The sequence below is a fragment of the Ruegeria sp. EL01 genome (assembly GCF_900313035.1).
Taxonomy (GTDB): domain Bacteria; phylum Pseudomonadota; class Alphaproteobacteria; order Rhodobacterales; family Rhodobacteraceae; genus Ruegeria.
Genome location: NZ_OMPS01000047.1, coordinates 1 through 21,623 on the forward strand (window position 1 = coordinate 1; position 21,623 = coordinate 21,623).

Below are 21,623 nucleotides of genomic sequence, written 5' to 3' on the forward strand. Positions count from 1 at the left end.
TTTTTTTTAAGGGTACCGCTACCACCGAGATCTACCCACTGCGTATCGTCGGCAGCGTCAGCTGTGTATAAACGAAGCTGTCAGGGCGTCCAAATATCTTGGACGGGCACTCTGGCGAAAGTTGACCGGCTATCACCGCCGAAGTCGCGCAGAGACGAAGATGCACTGCCTCAAACTCCTGGGCCAAGGCCTCATGGCCCGAGACTTCGACCGGCAGGTCGCTGAGCTACAGATCCGGATCGCGGTGCTCAACCGCTACACCGCTCTTGGCATACCCATCACAGAGCCCGTAGGATGAGTCTGTCCGCGGAAAGGGGAAGTGCGTTCAGACCCCGATTTGTGCAACAAAGCCGCGAAATGCCCAAAATTTCGGGACCCATCTCAATCACTGCACCGGGGACGCCATTTGCAAAGGCGGGCAGGTAATGCGGAATCGGACAGACCTCGCCCCAGCCTTTCAACCCGGTATCCGTTTCAAGGCACAGGATATGGGTTTTCACCGTCGCGCAGGTCTTGCCTTCGGCCATGTGATAGGTCTCATGACTGGTCAGATCGACAGACCAGAGCGCTATCTTGGTGACCTTCATCGGTAGATTGCCACCGGATCACCTAGTGCATCTTCGTCCGGATGCACGCCCAGCCCCGACGCTTCGGGCAGGTGCAGGTGGCCATTGCTGTTGCGCGGGCCGCGGCCTGCGGCGATGTCAACGGTGATCATGTCCTGACAGGCCCAGACCGCGTGACAGTTTTCATCCGGAATGGTGGCCGCCAGATGCAGCGCCTCGGTATCGGCCAGAACCGAACCGCCTGTGGCCATCACAAACATATCGATGCCATGGGCCAGCGCGATGTCCCGCATCCGTGCGGCCTTGGTCAGCCCACCTACCCGGTTCAGCTTAATCCCAAACACCTCGGCCAACCCGTCACGGGCAATCCGGGCGGCGTCCTGCAAGGTCACAAGGCTTTCGTCGACTGAAACGGGCGAGGCATGACGACCCGAGATCCCCGCAATATCATCCAGCGTTTCACATGGCTGTTCGAACATCGCGTTCAGGTCCTCACAAGCCGTCATAACCCGCAGGGCCTGCTGCCGAGTCCACCCCCGGTTCACATCATAAAGGACGATCTCACCCGGTTTTCGGATGCTTTCGACATCGCGGACACGGGCAATGTCTCGCTCCACATTTCCACCAATTTTGACTGAATGGGCAACATAACCACGGCTTCGATACCGCTCAATGACCTCACGTGTTTCCTCCACCGTCTTGGTCCCCACCGAGGACGCAATCGGGCGCGGTGTGCGTGACCCCCCGCCCATCAGATCAGCGATCGGCAGGCCCGCCGCCTGCCCTGCGATGTCCCAGCACGCCATATCGATCGGGCTTTTCGCATAGAGATGTCCGGGCAAGGCAGTGTCCATCGCCCGCTCGACCTCAAGCACGTGGCGCGGATCAAGACCCAGAACAAAAGGTGCCATCGTTTGAATCCCGGCCCGGATGCCCGGCCCGTGGGCCGCAACATAGGTATGGCCCCATGGCGTCCCCTCACCCCACCCGATCAGGCCACTATCCGTTTCGATTTTCACCAGAGTTGCGTCCAAAACCTCGAACTTCAGACGACCGCCGGACAGCCAATAGGGATGCTCGAGCGGCAGATCGACGTGATAGACCGAGATCCGGGTGATTTTCATTTCAGCTCCAATTCGATAAACGACATCGGGGCATCCCCCGCATTGATCACGTTGTGCTGGACGCCCTTATCCCGGCGATACGCTGCGCCAGCAGGAACGGTGACTTCGTTGATCGTGCCATCCGGCAGCTCCAGACGCATGTGACATTCGGTGACAGCTGTAATGACGTAGTCCATCGCGTGGCGATGCCATCCTGTTTGCGCTCCGGGCTCGAAATCGAAACGGGTTACCCGGACGCGCGCGTCGTCGATCATCTGGGTTGCAACGGCTTGTGGTCTCATTTCAATCAATCCTCTTCTGGTTGTCTTGTTCCGCCTAATCTGCGCATCAGATCTGCCCCACACACGTCAATGATCCGAACCGTCAGTTGGTCAGGTCACATCATGCGAGATCCATTTGCGGAAAATCCTCAATACCCTCGCCCCGCCATAGGACGAACGTCAGGATCGATTTGTCGTAGGTATCCATCGCATGGCTTTGCCAACTGCCGTGCAGACGCGTTTGTCCCGGTGCAATCTGGGCTTCATCCCCGGCGACTTTGAACAGGGCATTTCCGGCGAGGTTCAGATACAACTCCTCAGCCTGATGACTGTGCCAATCGTATTTCAAACCCGCCTCCCAAAAAGCAATGTATCCACGCAGCTGGGTCGAATGAAAGTGACCGTTCGGACCGAACAACTCAAAGTACCCATACCTGTTCAGAAAGTCGGCACCGACCTCTTCCTCGGAATAGGCAAGCTGCCAGTTGACTAGATGCGCTGTTGCGCGAACCGCGTCGACCATGGGCGCGGTCAAATCTGTTCCAGCCTCGTCAAACCTTTTGACCAAATCCAACGCGGGGATGGGCGTCGGCAGCAAACCCGACCGTGTCAGATCGGTCGGCCAGGCCCCGAACTTCGATAGATCGGGGTGTGATTTGTGTAGCTGACGGGCTGCTTCAAGGAGGTCGTCGAGGGTCACGGGACGACCACAATGTTGCCGGTATGCGCTTTGTCGATAAAGGCCTGCTGGGCCTCACGCAGATCAGCTAGTGGATAGGTTGCTGCCAAGACTGGCTTAATTTTGCCATCCTCTATGTATTTCACCACATCCGTGAAGTTTTCCGGCCTGTTTACGGTCGACCCGGTGAAGGTCAGATCGCGCAGATAGAAGGTGCGCAGGTCAAGTTCGACCAGCGGGCCTGCGATTGCACCGGAACAGGTATAACGACCACCTCGCTCTAACACATCAATCAGGCTGGCCCACATCGACCCGCCAACGACATCTGCAACCACTGTCACTTTGTCACCCTTCAGCGCAGCTTTCAGGTTCTCTGGGCTGCGCGGCAGAATGCGGTCGGGCCCAAGCTTGGCGACGTCTTCATGTTTGGCTTCGGACGCCATGGCTATCACCCGCGCACCGCGCAGCTTGGACAGTTGGATCAACGCGCCGCCAACCCCGCCGGAAGCGCCAGGGATCAGAACGGTATCGCCCGCGCCAACATTGGCGCGGTCCACCATGCCTTCGGCGGTGACATAGCCGCAGATGAACGTGGCCAGCTCCGCGTCGCTCAGATCAGTCTCGATTGGCGCGACGCCGCGCACATCAGCCTTGGTGTATTCCGCAAATCCGCCATCGCATTCCGACCCGAAATATCCGGCCTTGTCGCGGTTCATCGGATCGTCCCAGTCGCGCAGCCACCCGGCCACCATGACGCGTCCACCGATCAGGGACGGATCAGCCCCCGCCCCAACAGCCACCACGGTTCCCACTGCATCCGCGCCCTGAACGCGCGGGAAGGTCAGTGGCGCACCGCCCCATGTGCTGTCTCCGTCATCAACCTGCGAATAGGCGCCGCCGGTTGTGGCCTCATCCACGGCCTTGGAATACCATCCCGTTCGCGTATTCACGTCCGTATTGTTCAGACCGCAGGCACCAACCTTGATCACCACCTCCATCGGGCCAGCTTGCGGCGTTGGCCAGTCGTCGTGCCATTCGTATTTGTCCAGATCACCATGGCCGGTCAGGACCATGGCCTTCATTGTTTCAGGCAGCGCCATCAGATTGTCTCCAGAATTGCATCGGTTCGCGGCAGCAGGCTGTCTGGGTCATATGCGGGTTCGCCCAACACGCGGGCTGCGCGGGGTTGGCCATGGATCACTACCGTCAGCTCTGTCCCCGGTTTCGCGGCGACTGGCTTGATGTACGCAAAGGCCAGAATCTTTCCGACTGTGTGACCATAAGCCACCGAGGCGGTTGACCCGACAACGTACCCATCCAACAGAACCGCCTCGCCGCCATGGCCGTCAATCTCTCCATCCGGTTCGATTTCCAGATAGGCGCAGATCCAGGGAAGGTCGGTGTTCAGCGTCTTGTCGCGGCCCAGATAACCCTTGTCCTTGCGCGCAAAGCGTAGCACGTCAGCCTCAGCCAACGTGACCTCGTTGGTCAGTTCGCCCGCGCCTTTGAAGCCCTTCTCCATCCGCATCACGTTCATCGCAAAGCTGCCATAGTCGGCAATGCCATGCGGTTCCCCCGCTGCCCAAAGCGCTTGATAGACATCCAGGCAAGCTGCGTTCGGCATATGTAACTCCCAACCGAGTTCACCGGCATAGGACATGTGGAGAGCCCACACCTGATGTCCCGCGATCATGATCTGTTGCGCGGACAACCAGCGGAATCCCGCATTGTTCAGATCGGTATCGGTGCAGCGGGACATAACTTTGCGCGCTCGGGGGCCGTTCAACGAAAGGGCCGACCAGTCAGAAGACAGGGCGGTAATCTGTACATCCTCATCCCAGCGCTGCTGCCCCAGATGGTCCAGCAGGCGCTGTTCAAAAAAGGCAGCGCAAACCAGATAGAACCGCTGTTCGGCCATGCGGACGATGGTTGTCTCCAATTCGATACGCCCACGCCGGTTCAACATGTGGGTCAGCGTGATTGAACCGGTCTTTTGAGGCATCCGGTTGGCGGTCAGCCGGTCCAGCATGGCATAGGCGTCGGGCCCCGACATCTCGACCTTGGTAAAGGCGGTGACATCCATGATGCCCACGCGTTCGCGCACAGCTTTGACCTCGGCCGCGACCATGTCATCCACCGGCGTCCGGCGGAAGGAATAGTAATCGCGCTGCTCAACACCATCGCGCGCGAACCAGCGGGGACGTTCAAAGCCATAGACCTCTTCATGCACCGCGCCTTTGGATTTCAGTAGGTCATACAAGGGTGACGGCTTGATCGGACGCCCGGCCGGACGGTTGAAATGCGGGAAGGGAATTTCATGGCGCAGGCAGTAGTCTTCCTCGGCCTTGGTCACCTGCCAATCTTTGGTGGCGTAGCTGCCAAACCGGCGCGGGTCATACTCGCGCATCGAGATATCGGCGGCCCCATGAACCATCCAACGTGCCAGTTCGCGGGTTAACCCCGGTCCCCAGCCGATACCGATTTGTGTTCCGCAACAGCACCAATAGTTCCGCACACCCGCCGCAGGCCCGATCAAAGGATTGCCGTCGGGGGGATGCGAAATCGCCCCGTGCACGTCGCGCTGAATGCCAAGTTCAGCAAAAATCGGCATCCGGTTCAGGCTTTCTTCAAGCCACGGCATCACCCGGTCGTAATCCGCATCGAACAGCCAGTTTTCGTATTCCCAAGGGCAATGATCATGCCAGACCGAGTTCGGGTTCTCTTTCTCGTAAATCCCGATCAGGCCGCGGTTCTGTTCCATCCGGATATAGCCCGAGACCTTACGGTCATCGCGGATCACCGGTAGTTCTTTGTCCAGACCTTGAAATTCCGGCACCGGTTCGGTCACGAAGTAATGGTGCGTCATCGAGGTCATCGGCAGTTGCAGACCCGACCATTCACCCATCTGCCGCGCATAGGTGCCGCCTGCGTTCACCACATGCTCGCAGGTGATGGTGCCCTTCTCGGTTTCGATCACCCATTCACCATTCTCGGCTTGGGTGATGTTTGTGGCCCGGCAGTTTCGGACGATGCGCACCCCCTTTTGACGCGCGCCAGTGGCCATGGCCATGGTCACATTGGTGGGGTCGACATGGCCATCATCTGGCGTAGAGAGCGCACCCAACACGCCTTCGAGATTATAGAATGGGTGAAGCTCGGCCACCTTGTCCGGTCCGACCAGCTCGATGTTGAACCCCAGCGACCGGCCCACTGACAGGCTGTGGCGTAGCCAGTCCATCTCATCCTCGGTGTAGGCTAGACGGAAAGAGCCGCAGCCATGCCATGTGACAGGCTGGTCGGTTTCAGCCTCCAACGCGCCGGAATAGAGACCTATGTTGTAACCGACGCATTTGCCCAAACCAAAGCTTGAGGTCGAATGCGTGATCTGACCCGCCGCGTGCCAGGTGCTGCCGCTGGTCAGCTCAGCCTTTTCCAGCAGCACAGTCTCGCTGCCCCAGCCTTCATGCGCCAAATGATAGGCCAGACCAACCCCCATGACACCACCCCCTACGATCACCACGCGGACATGAGAGGGCAGGCTCTTCTCGGACATGATTTTTCCTCTTCCCGAGTCGCGTTTCTGCTCGACAGGCTAATTCCACATTTGTACCATCATCAATCATGAATGACACAAATGTATCATCAATCGTTCTCGACCGCCTGTCCGAAGAATGGGACGCCCTGACCCCCGAGGCGCAGAAAGCTGCGCGATACGTGCTGGAAAACCCAACGGATGTAGGGGTTTCAACCGTGCGCGAGATTGCCGAAGCCGCCAAGGTCAAACCCAACACTTTTGTGCGCATGGCTCGGCAGGTGGGGTTCGAAGGGTATGAAGATTTCCGCACGCCTTTCCGCGATGCGATTCGGCAGGGCAGCGTCTCTTTCCCCGACCGCGCCCGGTGGTTGGAGACCATCGGAAAATCGGGCGAACTGGGCGAGTTGTATGCCGACGTGATTGGTGCCGCGATCCAAAACATCGAAGACACCTTTGCCGGGATTGACGCCAACCGCCTGAAAGCCGCCGCCGAAGATATCTGGAATTGCCGTCAGATTTTCACGCTGGGGGTTGGCGTCAACAATTCCAACGCGCGTAACTTTACCTACCTAGCCTCAACAGGCATGAAGCAATTCCACGCCATCCCCCGCCCCGGATCAACGCCAGTGGATGATCTGGCTTGGGCTGACGAGCAGGACGTGCTGATCGCGATCACCTGCCACCCGTATCGCACGGAAGTGATCGACGCGATAAAACTAGCCCGGCGTCAGGGTCTGACCGTCATCGGCCTGTCCGACAGTCCAGCCAGCCCGGTGGTCCTGAACGCGCAACATGGCTTTGTTGTTGCTGCGGATACCCCGCAATTCTTCCCGTCCTCCGTTTCAACCATCGCGCTACTGGAAACGCTTCTGTCCTTTGTGATCGCAGTGTCCAGCGACGAGATCGTCGAGCGTGTCGAACGGTTTCATCGTCGTCGTCACGAACTTGGCCTCTATGCAGAGGAGCCTGAATGAACGCCCCCCTGACCCGATCTCTGGATGCGCGGTATTACACCGACCCTGCGGTTTTCGCACAAGAGATGCAGGGCCTTCTGGCGCGAACTTGGCAATTCGCAGGTCACGTGGCGCAGGTGCGGGACACAGGGGATTACTTCACGTTTGAGATCGCTGGACAAAACCTGTTCTGCATCCGCGGCCGCGATGGTGAGATCCGCACCTTCTACAACGTCTGCCAGCACCGCGCGCATGAGATGGTCAGCGGTGCGGGCAATACCCGCGTCGTCGTTTGCCCCTATCATTCCTGGTCCTATGAGCTGACCGGCCAGCTACGTGCCGGGCCCAACATCAAATCCGTCCCCGGTTTTGACCGCAGCGCCATCTGCCTGGCATCCGTGCGTACTGAAATCTTCAACGGTTTCATCTTCGTCAATCTGGACGAGGACGCCGCCCCGATGGACGACTGGTACCCCGGCGTGCGCGAAGAAACCCGCGCTTTCGTCCCCCATGTCGACGATCTGGAGCCGCTGGAATGGGTCGAGATTTCGGAAAACTGCAACTGGAAGGTCAGTATCGAAAACTACTCGGAATGCTATCACTGCCCCCTCAATCACCAGACCTTTGCCGAGGGCGTGGTCAAACCGGAAACCTATGACATTCAACCCGACCCTAGGGGCGGTTATGTGCTGCGCCACACCACCGAATGCCAAAGCCTCGACAAGATGACCTATCCGATCGACCTGTCGGTGCCGCACGCGGGCGACTACCAGTCATGGTTCCTGTGGCCAATGTTCTCGTTCCAATGCTATCCTGGCAATGTGCTGAACACCTATCATTGGCGCGCGAACGACGCCGACCACTGCACTGTCTGGCGCGGCTGGTACACCGAGGGTGGATCAGAAAGCGCCGTGATCCGACAACTGGCCATTCAGGATCGAGCGACCACAGTCGAGGAAGATATCCGCCTTGTGGAATCCGTCCATCGCGGCCTGAAATCCCGCGGCTATCGGCCCGGCCCGCTGGTGCTGGACCCTGGGTGCGGCGTGATGTCGGAACACTCGATCGCCCGGTTGCAACAGTGGATGCGCGCGGCGGTCGATCCTTGATCAGGGTTGCTGGTGCCTGAAAACAGGCAATCGGAAACCGCGTCTTACGCTTGATAATCCCCAAACCGCAGTATCTATTTGCCCCGCCTGACAGACAGAAACACCGGAGATTTCAATGGCCGACCTTTTTGATGAAGACCTGTTCCTGAAAGGGCTGGAGCAACGCAAAAACACGCTTGGCGCCGAGTATGTGGAAAAGAACCTTGCGGCCGCAGACGATTTCACCCGTCCGTTTCAAGAGGCGATGACCGCCTGGTGCTGGGGTTTCGGCTGGGGCGATGATGTGATCGATGCCAAGACGCGGTCGATGATGAACCTGTCGATGATAGGGGCGCTTGGGAAAATGCATGAGTGGGAAATCCACTGCAGAGGCGCGATCAACAACGGTGTGACACCGGAAGAAATCCGCGCCATCATTCATGTCGTCGGTATCTATTGCGGCGTTCCGCAGGCTTTGGAGTGTTTTCGCGTCGCCCGCAAAGTGCTTGCGGAGGCCTAGTTCCAGTCCTTTACAATCCGGCCTCGGACAAGAGCTGCACGACATCAGTGTAATGGTTTTGGTTTTTGAAACAGCTGGGCCAAGCCCAGCGCTTAGCCGTAAAGCCCGGCTGTAATTCAAGAATCCTGCGCGCGTGGCGACGCGCTAAGGACTCGTTTCCGCCAGCGACAGAAAGCATACACAAGACCACCCGTGCGCGCACGCTACCAGGATCCACGCGCAGCACGTTATGCGCGTGCTGCCATGCCGCCTTGTCCTCGATCAATGCCATCGCCATGGCCAGATTGGCTTCGATCCAGATTGGCGGGTGAGGCGTCAGCGCAAGCGCTTGACGGTAAACGGCTATTTCAGCTTCAAGCTGATCGTCGTAGCCAAGCAAACCAGCGTAGTACCCCAGAAGCTCGGGGCTGCTATGAAACCTGTCCACAACCTTGCGCATCAACTGGCAGGCTTCTTCGGTTTTGCCTGCCACGTTGCGCGTAAACGCTTCAAGAGCCGCGCAATACGGGTCTGTCGGATGTTTGGCACGCAACTGAGCGCATTCCGCGTCCACTTGGGTCAGCGTTTGCTCGGGGGCATTGTCAATTCCAAGGCGGATCAGATCCAACCGACAGAACCCAATGGCAACACTGGCAGGCAAATAGTCCGGGTCGCGGCCCAGACACGCTTCGTATTGCCGGATCGCTCGGAAAAGCCCGCCTTCAGTTGTGTGGCTTTCCTGAATGCGACCATTCTGAAATGCGGTCCAAACTTCGGTTGAGCTGGCGCGGGCCGACCAGATTTCTGACCAATGGCCGTCGCGCAAGCGCAATTGCAGGGCCTCGACCACCTTCATCGCGATCTCTTCAACCGCGTCGAATGTATCTTGCTTGCGGAACCGGAACCGCTCGGTCCAGAGACAGATTTGATCTGACGTTGAGGTCAACTGCGCCGCAACCCGCAACCCTTCGGCCCCAACAACGCTGCCGCTGAGGACATAACCGTCAACCGGCCCCTCTTGCCGGCGGGCATCCCGCAGTTCAATCACATCGGATAGCGTGCCCAACAGAAACAGCAGTTCGTCGCGGATAGAGGCCGCAGCGACGGCGATGTCGGGGGTGTCGCCAACCACCTCCATCGGTTCGACCACGACTGCCGGTCGCTGGCGTCCCCAATGCGATGGAGCTCGACCGGTGAGCGGTCCGGGACCGTCTTCTCCTGTATCGATGTCCCAATAGGCCTGCCGTTCGACGGCAAGCCAGTCTTCGAACTCCGGGTCCGCAACATCAAGCCCTTCCAGCAACTCCGACCGGTCCGGCTGCAACTGTTCGTCAAACAAATCAACTTCGAGTGAATTGAGATCGATCGAAACGTTTTCACGTCCGATATCCAGAATTGTCAGGTCGAAGTTGCCAAAGTGCTTTGTCAGAACGCTGAGTTCCTTGCGCAAGGATGCAGCACCCTGTGCAGGAGAGCTTCGGCTCCACAACCGGTCCTGCAACCAAGTCCGACTGCGGATCGCGTTTTTGGACAAAAGCACCAAGGCGACAATTGCCTTCGCCTTGGTGCCACGCGGTGTCGCATCCCGACCATCGTCGCAAATCACCTGGAACGGGCCAGTCAGGAATATCTTGGTCCGTGCCGTTGCCACGAAGGTTCCTTGGATAAGCTGAGATTCCTCTCTTACTTACCGCAACCGTAGACGACGATGCCACCCATCGCTTCGTATGCAAAGTCGTCGCACCAGCAGTCGTAGTCGGGCTTGTCACCAGTGATCTTGTCGCTCAGATCAGGAATTATGATGTTGATGCGCTTTTGCGAGTCATAAACAAAAGTAACGTCCAGATGTTCGCCCTCGGCTATCATTTCGCGGATTTTGCCTTCTGCTTTTTCCTCTTCGCCCCGCTCGCCCAGCGCACGGGCGCGTGCTGCCCGAAGAACCTCGCAACCTATGTCTTTTACTGAAAAATCTTGCTTAAGCTTCAATCGAGCCATTTCGAAATTCCTTCCCTTAGAACCACAATCATCTGTATATCTCCTTGTGTTGCTATCTGGAAATGAAAATGACTGACTCGCTGATTGCACGGGCCGAGACGGCAAGGCTCATTTCCAAACCATCCTTTGCCGAATTTCCTGACGGCGCGCCGATCCATACGGCCTTTCGCCTGATTAAATTGCGTCCGGGAGCCCAGCCGCCAGAAGGCGCGATGGATCATCGCGTATCCTTCGGGACCGCACGCACCGCCAAGGACGCGGCTCGGTTGGCAGGTTATGAAGCCATTGAACGTTATGCCCTGCAATTCAGTTCGGATGCGCGCCAAGCAAGCGAAAGCCTGATCGCGTCGGACGGAGAAACCTACACCCTGCAAACTCAGGCATTGGCGCTGGGTGCACCGGGCACCAATGGGACAATCACATCCAAGGGCGCGGCGGCTGGCCCGACGCATGAGGCGGCAGCCCTGCGCGCGGTTCTTGAATGCCTGGAACACGCGCTTGATCCACTGGATTACGCCTTTACTCTGCCTAAGTCTTCGTTGCCACAAGATCTGACTGACTGGCTTGGCAGCTACCTGCGTAACCTGCACATTCATCTGGCAGAGGTCCCGGGCATTGGCATGTTGTTTCGCGCGGTCTGCGCCGATCCGGATGGCGGCCGTCCCACATATGGAACGGCATTCGCCACCGATCTGGAAAGCGGTATCTGGCGCGCCACATCCGAGGCCGTCGTGTCGTGGCGCAATATGGTCACGCTGGACCACACAGGCGTCACCCAACGGGGGATGGATGCGGAACAAAAGCGGCTGTTTCAACTTTACCGAGGCGCGCGCATAGATCGACCAGCTGACCCGCCAGCTCAATTTGATATGGGCGGCTGGGCGCAACCGGATCCCACCTTGGGCGAGGTTTTGAATGCGGCAGCCAAGGCTTTGGGGCAACCCGTTGCCATATTCGATATGACCGCGCCTGAAATACCTCTGCCAGTGGTCAAAGCTGTGCCGGTCTAGGCACACTTTAGCCATCACTCTGCTTTACGGCTTTCTCGTTGCGACAAGACACGTTTTCGCACTGATCTGCAAATTCTGAAATTTGCCTGCACCTCTGTGTTCCGGGCAATCCACAAACAATCCCATCCGGTTCAGCGGCAGGTATCTCAGACAACTCAACCTTCGTAATCGGACGCGACGTGGCAGCGATTTTTACTAACGGGCCAACCTCAATCCTGCTTGCAAGGGTGTACCCTGAAACCGGATGGGCTGCAGCACCGGTGTCCAAGCGGACTTCGTCCAGGAAACTGGGATCGTCGTCAGAAGGTCCGAACTCCAGACGCATTGGCATCCCATCCACCCCGCGCGAGAACCGAACCCAATCGGCAGGGGTATTGGCTTCGTCATGAAACAATCCGGATGACTGGAAGGATCGGATATACATTCCCAGTGGATCGGCAAAAGCCATCGCCCGACCCTTTGGTGGCCCTGATCCTTCGATCAAAGCCAACTCATTCGCGTTTCGCGCGACCTGTGACAGCGCGTTGCGACAGAACAGGTCCTTCCTGTTTGCATGGGTAAACATCTCATCAAGCCGTGCCCGCCGACTTTGGCCCTCTTGCGAGACAAGATAGGGAAAAGACCCAAAATGCATAACTGAGGTAAGGTCACTCAAGCTGTTCGTTCCTGCGGACATAAACAAGACGTGCTCAACATTTATTGGATGCTCAGGCGGCTGCGCCCGGCCCGTACCAACCAATCGCCGATGAAAACAGGCCATACGTGCGGATATGTCCAACGCCTTCCAACGCTCGGCTGGAACGCCAAACAGCTCTTCCGAGCCATACGAGCGCCGCGTGATCGAGGCTACGACATGCAGGAAATGCTCCAGATCATGCACCGCCATGGCCATCCACCATTCCATCAGCTCGGTTGTGGCAACAAAACGTTTCGGTCGTATTCTGCCGGTAAGATCTGGGCGCATCACCAGCGCGTATTCGAGGTATTCATTGTGCAGCTCGACCCGGCTGGACCACCCCAAGTCTGACAAGCGTTCTGCCAATTCTGCACCCAAGCAATCCAACGGCTCACGCGGATTGCCCGGCCATTTGAATTCATCAGATGTCTGTGTGTCTTCGATATCGCGCGGGTCCAACACCAAAAACGGGCTAACGTCATGATCATTAAACAGGGTCTGGACCCGCGCATTCCAGGCCGCCAGGGCAGCGTCATTCACACCCTGATCAGCTAGGCCCGGAGATTGAAAGACAGGCATCTCGATATTCCGTTTGATTTCAGAAAGGCACGACCGCAGGTTCGCAGAAGTGGCCCAAACGCACTCAGCAGCCGTCGGTATGGAAATGGCTCGGGGCGAATTCGCGACAACCATCAGAACCTACCTGCGAAGATGATGAGCACTGACATTGATCACCACCCAGCCTGCTCGGGCAGGTGACGGGTCCACCACAGTTCGGGCGTGCTGTTCTGGACATGAATTTCACTGCCGTGTTCACCGCTACCGATGATGCTGAGCCGATCACCATCAAAGGTCTCAACAGACACTTTCGAATTTTCGCATTGCGTCGCCAACTGCTCGGCCAGCATGCCGACTGCGATCCGTTCACCCATGCGAACGCTATCGAAATAGTCGCTATAGTAATGCACACCTGCCATACTGCGTCCGATTGCAATATTGGCGGCCAGCTTGTTCAGCTCACCATTCAGCGTAAGCCTATATGCGGCGTCTTCCGCCCGCTTTGTCGGCTCAAGGGTCTTGCCGCCAGATTTAAGCACATAGACAGCGGACGCACCTGCATCAGCCAAAGTCAGACGGGTTCCATCCAAAGTATGCGTTCGGAAATAGGCTTTGAGCACTGTTACGCAGGCCCCGGCAACCGTTGCGTGGGCTGCACCGAAAGAAGGATCCATTGGCGACCCCTCGGGATAAGCCATGGGCAACAGCAAGTTACGCTCGTTCTCTGGAAGTCCGTTTTGCGAAATCGCGTTATGCGAAAACCGCGGTTCAGACGGCGCTTTGGCGATAGCGTTCATCAAGCTGAACCCTTCACATGCGACGCTCTCAAGCTTGCTCAGATGCGCGTCGGCCAGCGGTTCAGAGCGTCCAAGGACCGCACCATGTCCATTCGCCACAAGGCTTGCGATGCTGCCCAGCTTCTCTGGACGTGCCCGATTGTGCACCTGGAGCGTCTGGTTCCTAACGGCGCGCAACGCCCGAGTCGCAGTCTCGGTTAGCAGGGTTAGAATATGCGGCCCTACCCAGGTCGCGGCGGCATCACGACGACAATCAGTTCCGGTCGCAAACAAACCCTCATCTGTGGCTGCACCCCAGCTGAGCAAAAGCAGGCATGCGTTCAGGTAGGCTTGGCAAGTTGTCTCGGAATGAACATAGCTCGCAAGATCGCGGGGCGTTTCGATGAACTTCAGACCCTCGGCACCAAAGGCTTGCTCGGCCGTTGTGTCCGCACCGTTCTGCACGTCCAACCATTCCGCCCAGTCGCGCATATAGTCCACGCCAGCCGTTTGTGGTTCGATCCGCTGATCGATCCGAAGCGCATCAAATGGAGACAGACCGGTTCGTGGCAGAACAGGTGACATATTGGGTTGATTAGATAGGTGCTGCGCGGATGCCATTTTGCAATCAGCCAACCGCTCCTGACCTTGCACCAAAAACTGCGACACGTAAGGCCCTTGAGCGCAACCTTGACTTGACCCACGGAACAGGCTTTGCGTTGTCAGCGCGTCACCATCCCGAACACGCCGTGCCTCAGAAACCTTGCTAAGGCGTTCACCGCAGGCATCCTTTGGGTTGGCGTCGCTCTGGAACCAAGCCATTTGCCCAAGTGCCGACACCACTTTGTCTGCATCCTTGGCACCCTCCCGGATAGCCTCGAATGGCACATCCCGCAGATACGCCATCGCATAAAGCTCGGCCATTTCAGCGGCCAGTTCGTCCGAGCCGAGACGAGGAGCGGGCGCAATACCCAATGCGCCAGCGTCAGGCCCTTTGAACCCAAACGGACGACCCGAGATCGGGTTTTCCCACGCGCGCCACCGAAAATCAGCACACCCGGTTGTTGGTTTGGTGCGAAACGGCCCCGAGTAAGCAGGCATGTCAAAAAGAGCGACCCGATTTCCAGTGTTGTCCGTATAAGTCGGGTCAGCGACTTCTTCGAGAAACTCAGAATAGGCCTGCGCATCAACGATACCGTGCGCATCATGGGGCAGGCCTTTTGAGAAACTCGTGGGCCAGGAGCCGGCAAATGCCTCTGTCTCGCCGTTATGCGCTGCCACGGCCGCCGAAGCCCTGTTCAGCAAAGGCGCGATACGGTGCTGACCGCGATCTGCCGCGAGATTGAATACGTCCGATTTAGGCGATGGCTGAGTAGGGGCGGTGGGTTGCGGCATGATGTCCTCCTGATCGACATCGAACAGGTGCCATCGCTGCGTTACCAGAACGTGACTGCAGCTGGAGTGAATCGTAACTTATTAAGTTTGTTGTATTTAATGTAGTATCGACGCGGGTGATAGAAATTCAAACCGATAGAATCAACCGGGGACACTCAAGCACGGCAGCGGACAATTCTGTCATCCGTCAAAAAGTCACCACAAATCCGATGATAAGGTATTTCTGAAAAGTGCCATGCAGTGGACTGCCAACAATCACCGCGCGAATTGTGCTGAGATTGTTGCGTGCAAAACGAGAGTAAACTAACGATACCACGATGAAGTTTCTTTGGGTCCCGATTTTCTCTTGTTTCTTGTGCGCATTTTCTCCCGCCAACGCACAAGAAGCTGCGCTTTCGAGAACCGATATCAGTGCATCCGGGCAAGAGTACCTAAAGGCCGTCCGATACCGCGGAATTGACACGGATGTAGTCTATTTTGATCCGACGCGCCCTGCCCCACCGCTGGATACGCGGTTTACGCCAGAAACCGAGCGGCGCCAGTCGGTGACATTGGACAACCGTTGGGTTGTGGGTGGTGTTTCAGCAATCGTTCTGATTTTTCTGGCGCTGTTCGTCTATTTCGGCGCCAGTGGAACGTCTGTGGCTTTCGGGTCGATCTCGGAAAACGCGCGGCGCAGGGGTGGACGCGAACCCACTGATGAACGGCCCGATAGTGAAGAAATACCTGATCTGGAGGCCATCCTGCGTCTGCAGAATCGCGATCAGGCCGTTGCCGGGCTGGCGCAGCTCGCGTTGGGCAACTGTCTGACCGCCAATGAGGTGTTGTTCAAACGCAGCTGGACGCATCGTGAAGCGCTGCGCAGCCTGCCACAGAACCTTTGGTACATTGCAGATCTGCGCGCCTTGGTACTTGAGAGCGAACGGGTGAATTTCGGCCACCGTTCGATCAGCGAGGTCGATTTCCGCAACCTGCTGAATCGCGTTCGGCCGATCCTGAGCGAGGTGCGCGCGTGACAGGCGTCACCGGATTTGAACCCGCAGGCCGGGTCAGGCTCGATTGGATCATCATCGGTGTCGTGGTTACTCTGTGTGTTGGGATCTTCCTGTACTTCTCAGCGGGGCGACAATACGCCTTGCGGGACTCGGCGGTCGGGTTCGATGGGTTGGAGTACTGGCTCAAAAGTCAGAGCCACGCGGCCCAGAGCTTTGCTGGAGGATGGCCGCTGAATCGCGATACCGTCGGGTTGCTGATCCAGCCAGTGTATGACGCGCATCCGGACGCTGAGCGCAGCGCAGCCAAGACCAAGGATGAACTGTTGTTGCAATCCGATGAATTCGATCAACAGATCGATGTCATCCGCGACAAAGCGCTATCCGTTCCCAGCTTGGTGATCCTTCCGAAATGGCGCAGCGGGATGCGCCTGACAGGTCTTGCGCATCCGTTTCTGATCGTGCGCGGCTCAGATACCCAAAAGGTGCTGCATCAAGTCGTCGGGCCCGAAGTAGGGCCGTTGTCTTTTGCGCGAACTCCGTTTTCAGAATTTTCGCTCGCATTGGATCAGAACCTCGTCGCGCGCATCTACGCTGCACAAACCTTCGAGGGGCGTGGATGCGAGCCTGTGTTGGGCCGTCCCGGCGCAATGCTGCTTGGGGCCTGCCAGTTGTCGGGCGGCGGAGAAAAAATATACGTTCTATCCGACCCCGATCTACTGAACAATCACGGGCTGATCCTTGGGGATAACGCCAGGATCGCCGCTCGGCTTTTGCCTGAGCTCGCCGGTGAACACCGCATTATCATCGATTACAGCGACGAGAACTGGCTGACGGAGCCCGAACAGGTGATCGAGCGTGAGCGCACCTGGGATGATCTAAAACGCCTGTTTGAACCCCCTTTTCTGGCTTTATGGGCCGGCGCCGGTCTTCTTCTGGCACTGGCGATATGGCGCGGCGGTATTCGCAGTGGACCAGTTGCCCATCCGCAAACCGGGCTGGGCACCGGAAAGCGAACGGCCAACAGGGTCCGCGCCCGGCTCATGCGGTTGACCGATCAGGACGGCGCCTTGCTGTCCGATTTTATTGACACAAGACTGCGCGCCCGGGCTGCAAAGGTGTTTGGTACGACGCACAAAACAAGTGACTCACCAGAACAAGCCTATCTGAAATTCGTTCGCGCCCGACGGCCCGAGCTGGCCTCTCGGCTGGATAACCTTATCCAGGCCATCCGGGTACTGCCACCGCATATCAGCGCCGATGACGCCATAGCATATGTAGACCAATTTGAATTGATACTGGAGCAACTTGCCGATGACGCTTGATGAATTGTTTGCCCATGCCGAAGCCCTGCGGGTTGAGATCGGCAAAGTTGTCCACGGCCAGCAAGAGGCGGTTGACCTGTTGTTGACAGCACTGTTCGCCCGTGGACACGTTCTGCTCGAAGGTCCGCCGGGCACCGCCAAGACCTTGCTGGCCCGCAGCTTTGCAGGCGCGCTGAACCTCGAATTCGGGCGCATCCAGTTCACGCCGGATCTGATGCCCGGGGATGTTCTGGGCACATCTATCTATAACTTTCAGACCAGCGAATTCGTTCTGACCAAAGGCCCCGTTTTCAGCCAGATCCTTCTGGCGGATGAGATTAACCGAGCACCCCCAAAAACGCAGGCGGCCCTGCTGCAAGCGATGAATGAACGCATGGTGACAATCGACGGAACCGATCACTCGCTGGGTGCAGAATTCATCATCGTTGCCACGCAAAACCCGATTGAACAGCAGGGCACATACCCCCTGCCCGAGGCTCAGCTTGACCGGTTCCTGTTCAAGGTGAACCTGACCTTCCCACCGGAAGACGTGGAACTGTCCATCCTGCGCCAGCACGCGGCCGAGCCTTTGGATTTCTTAAGCGCGACCCAAACAGTGAACCCCCTGTTGGACGGTCAAATGATGGCAGAGGCACGAAAGCTGATTGATGGCATCGTCTTGGATGATGATATTCTGGCCTATATCTTGCGCCTGGTACGGGCGACCCGGGAAAGCGCGGATATTGCCTTTGGCGCTTCTACACGGGCTGCGGATGCCATTGCGGGCGCAGCACGCGCCAAGGCCGCCCTGAACGGGCGCGATTTCGCGATCCCGGATGACGTCAAGAACCTGATCATTCATGCCCTGCAGCACCGTATCGTCCTCAGCCCTTCGGCTGAAATTGAGGGGCGCGGGGCGCGTCAGGTACTGGAAAACATCCTCAACCAGATCGAGGCCCCCCGCTGATCCGTCCCTCTCGCATATTGCTGATCGCGGCATGTGTGGCGCTTGGCCTCGGTCTGCTTGCGGTCGTTATGGGGGACGCGACGCGCCCCATCGCTGGATTGCCGTGGGTGGTTCTGTGTCTGCTGGCAATCTGTGATCTTTTGTTGTCCTGGCCGCGCCGCCGGTCGGTTACGGTCGAACCCTTGGGCGATATCTTTGTCGGGGAAGACAGTCAGATCGACATGACCATTCGCCCCACCGCCCCTGGCATGCGTGGGCAACTGGACTGGCCCGAAGGTCTGCAGGGCCCAAAGGATATCGATCTATCCATTCAGCACTCGCAAATCCGCTTTCGAGCGATACGGCGCGGGACATGGCGGCTTTCCAATCTGTGGCTGACATGGTCGTCTCGGCTTAGGTTGTTCGAATTTGTTCCGAAAATTGCCTTTGGTCTTGAAATCACGGTCGTTCCCAATATTCGCCAAATCCAATCGGGTGGAATTTCCACGACGGTTCAGTCCAGATTGTTCGGCGTGAAGGAAAACCGCGCCATCGGCGAAGGAACAGAGTTCCACCAATTGCGGGACTTTGTTCCCGGCATGGATGCAAGCTCAATTGATTGGAAGCGTTCGGCCCGGCATCGTTCACTGGTCGCAAAAGAGGTTCGCGCCGAGCGCAATCACCACGTCATCATCGCATTGGATAACGGGTATCAGATGCGTGAGGAAGTCGCGGGACTTCCCAAGATCGACCACGCCATCACCGCGGCCCTGGCAACCGCATGGGCAGCCACCATCGGTGGAGATCTGGTTGGCCTTTATGCCTATGATGCCAAGCCGAGGTTGTTTCTTCCGCCCGAACCCGGACGCACAGTCTTTACCCGCCTACGCAGTCGCACTGCGGAACTGAGCTATGAAAGCGTTGAGACCAATCACACCCTGGCCATGACCGAGTTGAATGGGCGCACCCCCAAACGCAGTCTGATCATCGTGTTTTCCGATTTCGTCGACACCACATCGGCCGAGCTGATGGTTGAAAATGTCCGGGTGCTGGCGAAACGGCACCTGATTGTTTTTGTGACACTGCGCGACCCGATCCTTGAAACACAGGTTAACACCGCGCCTCAGGATATGAACGGTGTGGCTGAAACCGTTTCTACTGGGCAGCTGCTGCAGGAACGCCGGCTTGTGCTGGAGCGGCTACACCAGATCGGGGTTACGGTCATCGACGCGGAACCGGGTAACGTCTCGGCCCGGCTGATTTCAACCTATCTGGAAATCAAAGCGCGGGAGATGATCTGATGTCCGACACCGATCTGATCCGCTCTGCCCGGTTTCGGCAGGAACGCGAAGGTGATTGGCGAAAGCTGTCTGATCTGGTTGACAAGGCCGAGGGTCAGGGCCTGCATCGCATGAACTTTCAAGAAGCCCGCGATCTTGCGGATCTATATCGGCAGGCCACCACATCATTGTCGATCGCCCGTGAGATTTCGCTGGACCGGGGATTGCTCGAGTTTCTCGAGGCACTGACCAGCCGCGCCTATCTGAGCGTCTACGCCCCACAGCAACGGCTTGGCGGGATCATCCGCAAATTTCTGACCGTGGGTGGGCCGCAAGCGATGCGAGCATCGTGGCGCGTTGTCGCATTGGGCTTTCTTTGTATGACAGCCGGGGCAATCGCCGGGTATTTTTTCTACTTTGACAATCCTGAATGGTTCTACGTGTTCATGCCGACTGAACTGTCTGGCGGGCGCGGTCCGGATGCAAGCACCGCGTTCTTACGGGCGCAGATCTACGGCGAAGACGCGAGCACAGGTCTTGGCGCTTTCGCCACCTATTTGTTTTCGCACAACACGCGCATTGCGATTTTCGTGTTTGGTCTGGGTGCCTTCTTGTGCGCCCCGACGATTTTGCTGACCTTTTACAATGGCTTGATATTGGGGGTGTTTTACGCGTTGCACATCGATCGCGGATTGGGCTGGGATATGTTTGGCTGGCTCTCAATTCACGGTGTGACCGAGCTGTCAGCGATTTGCATCGCCAGTGCCGGAGGCCTGCAGCTTGGGCTGGCTGTGCTGTTTCCCGGACAGCAGACACGTAGCGCGGCGTTACGCGCGGCAGGCCACACAGCGGTCAAGCTGGCGCTGATTGCCGCCATGATGCTGGTGGTTGCAGCCTTGTTGGAAGGGTTCGGACGCCAGCTTGTGCAGGATCGCTCGGCGCGTATTGCGATTGGCTGGGGCATCGGTGGGCTTTGGCTGCTTTGGTTTGTCCTGGGTGGGAGAAAACGGTCATGACCAAGCATGGCTTGGATCGCCTGCTACCACCAGAAGGCGTCCCGCTGTATTTTCGGGTCGGCGGCGTTGGCGTACGGCTTGCGGCCCAGTTCACGGATTTATTGATCACAGGTGCAGGCGCCATTGCGATCTTTCTGCTGGTTCTAGCGTCGGATTTGGCCACTCCAACTACAGCGATTGCAGTTGCGAGCATGCTGTTTTTCTTCATCCGCATCCCCTACTACGCGGCGTCTGAATTGCTTTGGAATGGCCAGACGGTGGGAAAGCGCCTGATGAAAGTCAAAGTCGTTTCGGCCGATGGTCAGGCGCTGACCACTCAATCTCTGGTGGTACGCAACCTGATGAAAGAGGCCGAAATCTTCCTGCCCGGCACTCTGGTGCTGACTTTGAACACAGAGGCGCTTGTGCCATCTATCCTGTCTCTGATCTGGGTGATGGGCGTGCTGGCCGTGCCGTTGTTCAACAGGCGTCGGCAACGCTTGGGCGACATAATAGCGGGAACCTATGTGATCCACCTGCCGAAACCCTTCCTGCTGCCGGACATGTCCAAGGCCGTGCGCCCTCCATCAGCCGCGCAACCGTCGTTTCAATTCCTTACACATCAGTTGGAGCATTACGGCGCGTTCGAGTTGCAAACGCTGGAAGGCGTCCTGCGCAGTTCGAACCGCGCCAAAGGGCCAGACGCCTATAAACGCCAGAAAGAAACTCTGGCCGCAATCGTCGTGCAAGTGCGGCGCAAGATCGACTACGCCGAGCCAGTTCGACCCCAGGATCAACAAGCCTTTCTCGAAGCCTTCTACAAGGCCCAGCGCGCGTTTCTGGAACAGCGTCAGTTGTTCGGAGACAAACGCCAGGATAAACACCACGCCGTACAGCGTGATCGAGAATAGAAAGTCATGTTGCAATTTTACCCAAGGGAGAGGTCGACCATACTTTTTCTTCTTGCAGGCGATACCTCCAAAGCGGCTTTA

20 protein-coding genes and 1 pseudogene are annotated in these 21,623 nt (G+C 57.6%); 11 read left to right on the forward strand and 10 right to left on the reverse strand.

The features are described from left to right. Positions 1–70 precede the first annotated feature (70 nt). Positions 71–298 (forward strand): annotated as a pseudogene (locus D9K61_RS23725) (IS5/IS1182 family transposase); the annotation flags it as partial. Here D9K61_RS23725 and D9K61_RS23730 read toward each other — a convergent pair. The 6 genes from D9K61_RS23730 to D9K61_RS23755 all read right to left on the reverse strand — a co-directional run bounded on the left by D9K61_RS23730 (position 279) and on the right by D9K61_RS23755 (position 6,182). Next, positions 279–587: a hypothetical protein gene (locus D9K61_RS23730; RefSeq protein ID WP_254055854.1), complete on the reverse strand. Its 309-nt coding sequence runs from the start codon at positions 585–587 to the stop codon at positions 279–281. The pseudogene D9K61_RS23725 and the gene D9K61_RS23730 sit on opposite strands and share 20 nt — an antisense overlap. Beyond that, positions 584–1,690, reverse strand: a complete 1,107-nt coding sequence (locus tag D9K61_RS23735; protein WP_120635700.1) for a mandelate racemase/muconate lactonizing enzyme family protein — start codon at positions 1,688–1,690, stop codon at positions 584–586. The genes D9K61_RS23730 and D9K61_RS23735 overlap by 4 nt, the downstream gene beginning before the upstream one ends. Further along, complete coding sequence (locus D9K61_RS23740) at positions 1,687–1,971, reverse strand: cupin domain-containing protein (RefSeq protein ID WP_254055855.1); 285 nt, start codon at positions 1,969–1,971, stop codon at positions 1,687–1,689. The genes D9K61_RS23735 and D9K61_RS23740 overlap by 4 nt, the downstream gene beginning before the upstream one ends. Before the next feature lie 100 nt (positions 1,972–2,071). Further along, the gene (locus D9K61_RS23745; protein WP_120635701.1) at positions 2,072–2,650 is read right to left on the reverse strand and encodes a dimethylsulfonioproprionate lyase family protein; all 579 of its coding nucleotides are present in this window, start codon (positions 2,648–2,650) and stop codon (positions 2,072–2,074) included. Continuing rightward, positions 2,647–3,729 (reverse strand): alcohol dehydrogenase family protein, encoded by a 1,083-nt coding sequence (locus D9K61_RS23750; RefSeq protein ID WP_254055856.1) that lies wholly within the window; start codon positions 3,727–3,729, stop codon positions 2,647–2,649. The genes D9K61_RS23745 and D9K61_RS23750 overlap by 4 nt, the downstream gene beginning before the upstream one ends. Then, positions 3,729–6,182: an FAD-dependent oxidoreductase gene (locus D9K61_RS23755; RefSeq protein WP_120635702.1), complete on the reverse strand. Its 2,454-nt coding sequence runs from the start codon at positions 6,180–6,182 to the stop codon at positions 3,729–3,731. Before D9K61_RS23755 ends, D9K61_RS23750 begins: the two co-directional genes overlap by 1 nt. A gap of 68 nt (positions 6,183–6,250) precedes the next feature. Between D9K61_RS23755 and D9K61_RS23760 the strand changes: the two genes are divergently transcribed. The 3 genes from D9K61_RS23760 to D9K61_RS23770 all read left to right on the forward strand — a co-directional run bounded on the left by D9K61_RS23760 (position 6,251) and on the right by D9K61_RS23770 (position 8,725). Continuing rightward, positions 6,251–7,138 carry a MurR/RpiR family transcriptional regulator gene (locus D9K61_RS23760; RefSeq protein ID WP_120635703.1) on the forward strand — a complete coding sequence of 296 codons (888 nt, stop codon included), beginning with the start codon at positions 6,251–6,253 and terminating at the stop codon, positions 7,136–7,138. Continuing rightward, the gene (locus tag D9K61_RS23765; RefSeq protein ID WP_120635704.1) at positions 7,135–8,226 is read left to right on the forward strand and encodes an aromatic ring-hydroxylating dioxygenase subunit alpha; all 1,092 of its coding nucleotides are present in this window, start codon (positions 7,135–7,137) and stop codon (positions 8,224–8,226) included. The genes D9K61_RS23760 and D9K61_RS23765 overlap by 4 nt, the downstream gene beginning before the upstream one ends. 115 nt (positions 8,227–8,341) lie before the next feature. Next, a complete protein-coding gene (locus D9K61_RS23770) occupies positions 8,342–8,725 on the forward strand; it encodes a carboxymuconolactone decarboxylase family protein (RefSeq protein WP_120635705.1) in 384 nt (127 codons plus the stop codon). A 10-nt stretch (positions 8,726–8,735) separates the two neighbouring features. Here the strand turns inward: D9K61_RS23770 and D9K61_RS23775 are convergent, their stop codons facing one another. Both D9K61_RS23775 and D9K61_RS23780 read right to left on the reverse strand, forming a co-directional pair. Further along, a complete protein-coding gene (locus D9K61_RS23775; RefSeq protein ID WP_120635706.1) occupies positions 8,736–10,355 on the reverse strand; it encodes a hypothetical protein in 1,620 nt (539 codons plus the stop codon). A 32-nt stretch (positions 10,356–10,387) separates the two neighbouring features. Continuing rightward, a complete protein-coding gene (locus tag D9K61_RS23780; RefSeq protein WP_120635707.1) occupies positions 10,388–10,699 on the reverse strand; it encodes a hypothetical protein in 312 nt (103 codons plus the stop codon). Positions 10,700–10,767: 68 nt separating this feature from the next. On the opposite strand from D9K61_RS23780, the gene D9K61_RS23785 reads away from it, so the two are divergent. Further along, a complete protein-coding gene (locus D9K61_RS23785; RefSeq protein ID WP_162947007.1) occupies positions 10,768–11,709 on the forward strand; it encodes a YcaO-like family protein in 942 nt (313 codons plus the stop codon). Positions 11,710–11,716: 7 nt separating this feature from the next. On the opposite strand, the gene D9K61_RS23790 is transcribed toward D9K61_RS23785, so the two are convergent. Next, complete coding sequence (locus tag D9K61_RS23790; RefSeq protein ID WP_162947008.1) at positions 11,717–12,964, reverse strand: hypothetical protein; 1,248 nt, start codon at positions 12,962–12,964, stop codon at positions 11,717–11,719. Between the two features lie 152 nt (positions 12,965–13,116). Continuing rightward, positions 13,117–15,114 carry a hypothetical protein gene (locus D9K61_RS23795; protein ID WP_120635710.1) on the reverse strand — a complete coding sequence of 666 codons (1,998 nt, stop codon included), beginning with the start codon at positions 15,112–15,114 and terminating at the stop codon, positions 13,117–13,119. A gap of 317 nt (positions 15,115–15,431) precedes the next feature. On the opposite strand from D9K61_RS23795, the gene D9K61_RS23800 reads away from it, so the two are divergent. From D9K61_RS23800 to D9K61_RS23825, 6 genes are read left to right on the forward strand one after another with little or no spacing between them, the layout of a single operon-like run. Then, positions 15,432–16,130, forward strand: a complete 699-nt coding sequence (locus D9K61_RS23800) for a DUF4129 domain-containing protein (RefSeq protein ID WP_120635711.1) — start codon at positions 15,432–15,434, stop codon at positions 16,128–16,130. After that, a complete protein-coding gene (locus tag D9K61_RS23805; protein WP_120635712.1) occupies positions 16,127–17,431 on the forward strand; it encodes a hypothetical protein in 1,305 nt (434 codons plus the stop codon). Before D9K61_RS23800 ends, D9K61_RS23805 begins: the two co-directional genes overlap by 4 nt. Further along, a complete protein-coding gene (locus D9K61_RS23810) occupies positions 17,421–18,377 on the forward strand; it encodes a MoxR family ATPase (protein WP_120635713.1) in 957 nt (318 codons plus the stop codon). The genes D9K61_RS23805 and D9K61_RS23810 overlap by 11 nt, the downstream gene beginning before the upstream one ends. 17 nt (positions 18,378–18,394) lie before the next feature. Beyond that, entirely contained in the window at positions 18,395–19,657 is a 1,263-nt protein-coding gene (locus D9K61_RS23815; RefSeq protein WP_254055857.1) for a DUF58 domain-containing protein, read from the forward strand. Beyond that, positions 19,657–20,652, forward strand: coding sequence for a stage II sporulation protein M (locus D9K61_RS23820; protein WP_120635714.1), 996 nt, complete (start codon positions 19,657–19,659; stop codon positions 20,650–20,652). The genes D9K61_RS23815 and D9K61_RS23820 overlap by 1 nt, the downstream gene beginning before the upstream one ends. Next, positions 20,649–21,542, forward strand: a complete 894-nt coding sequence (locus D9K61_RS23825; protein WP_120635715.1) for an RDD family protein — start codon at positions 20,649–20,651, stop codon at positions 21,540–21,542. The genes D9K61_RS23820 and D9K61_RS23825 overlap by 4 nt, the downstream gene beginning before the upstream one ends. Positions 21,543–21,623: the final 81 nt, after the last annotated feature.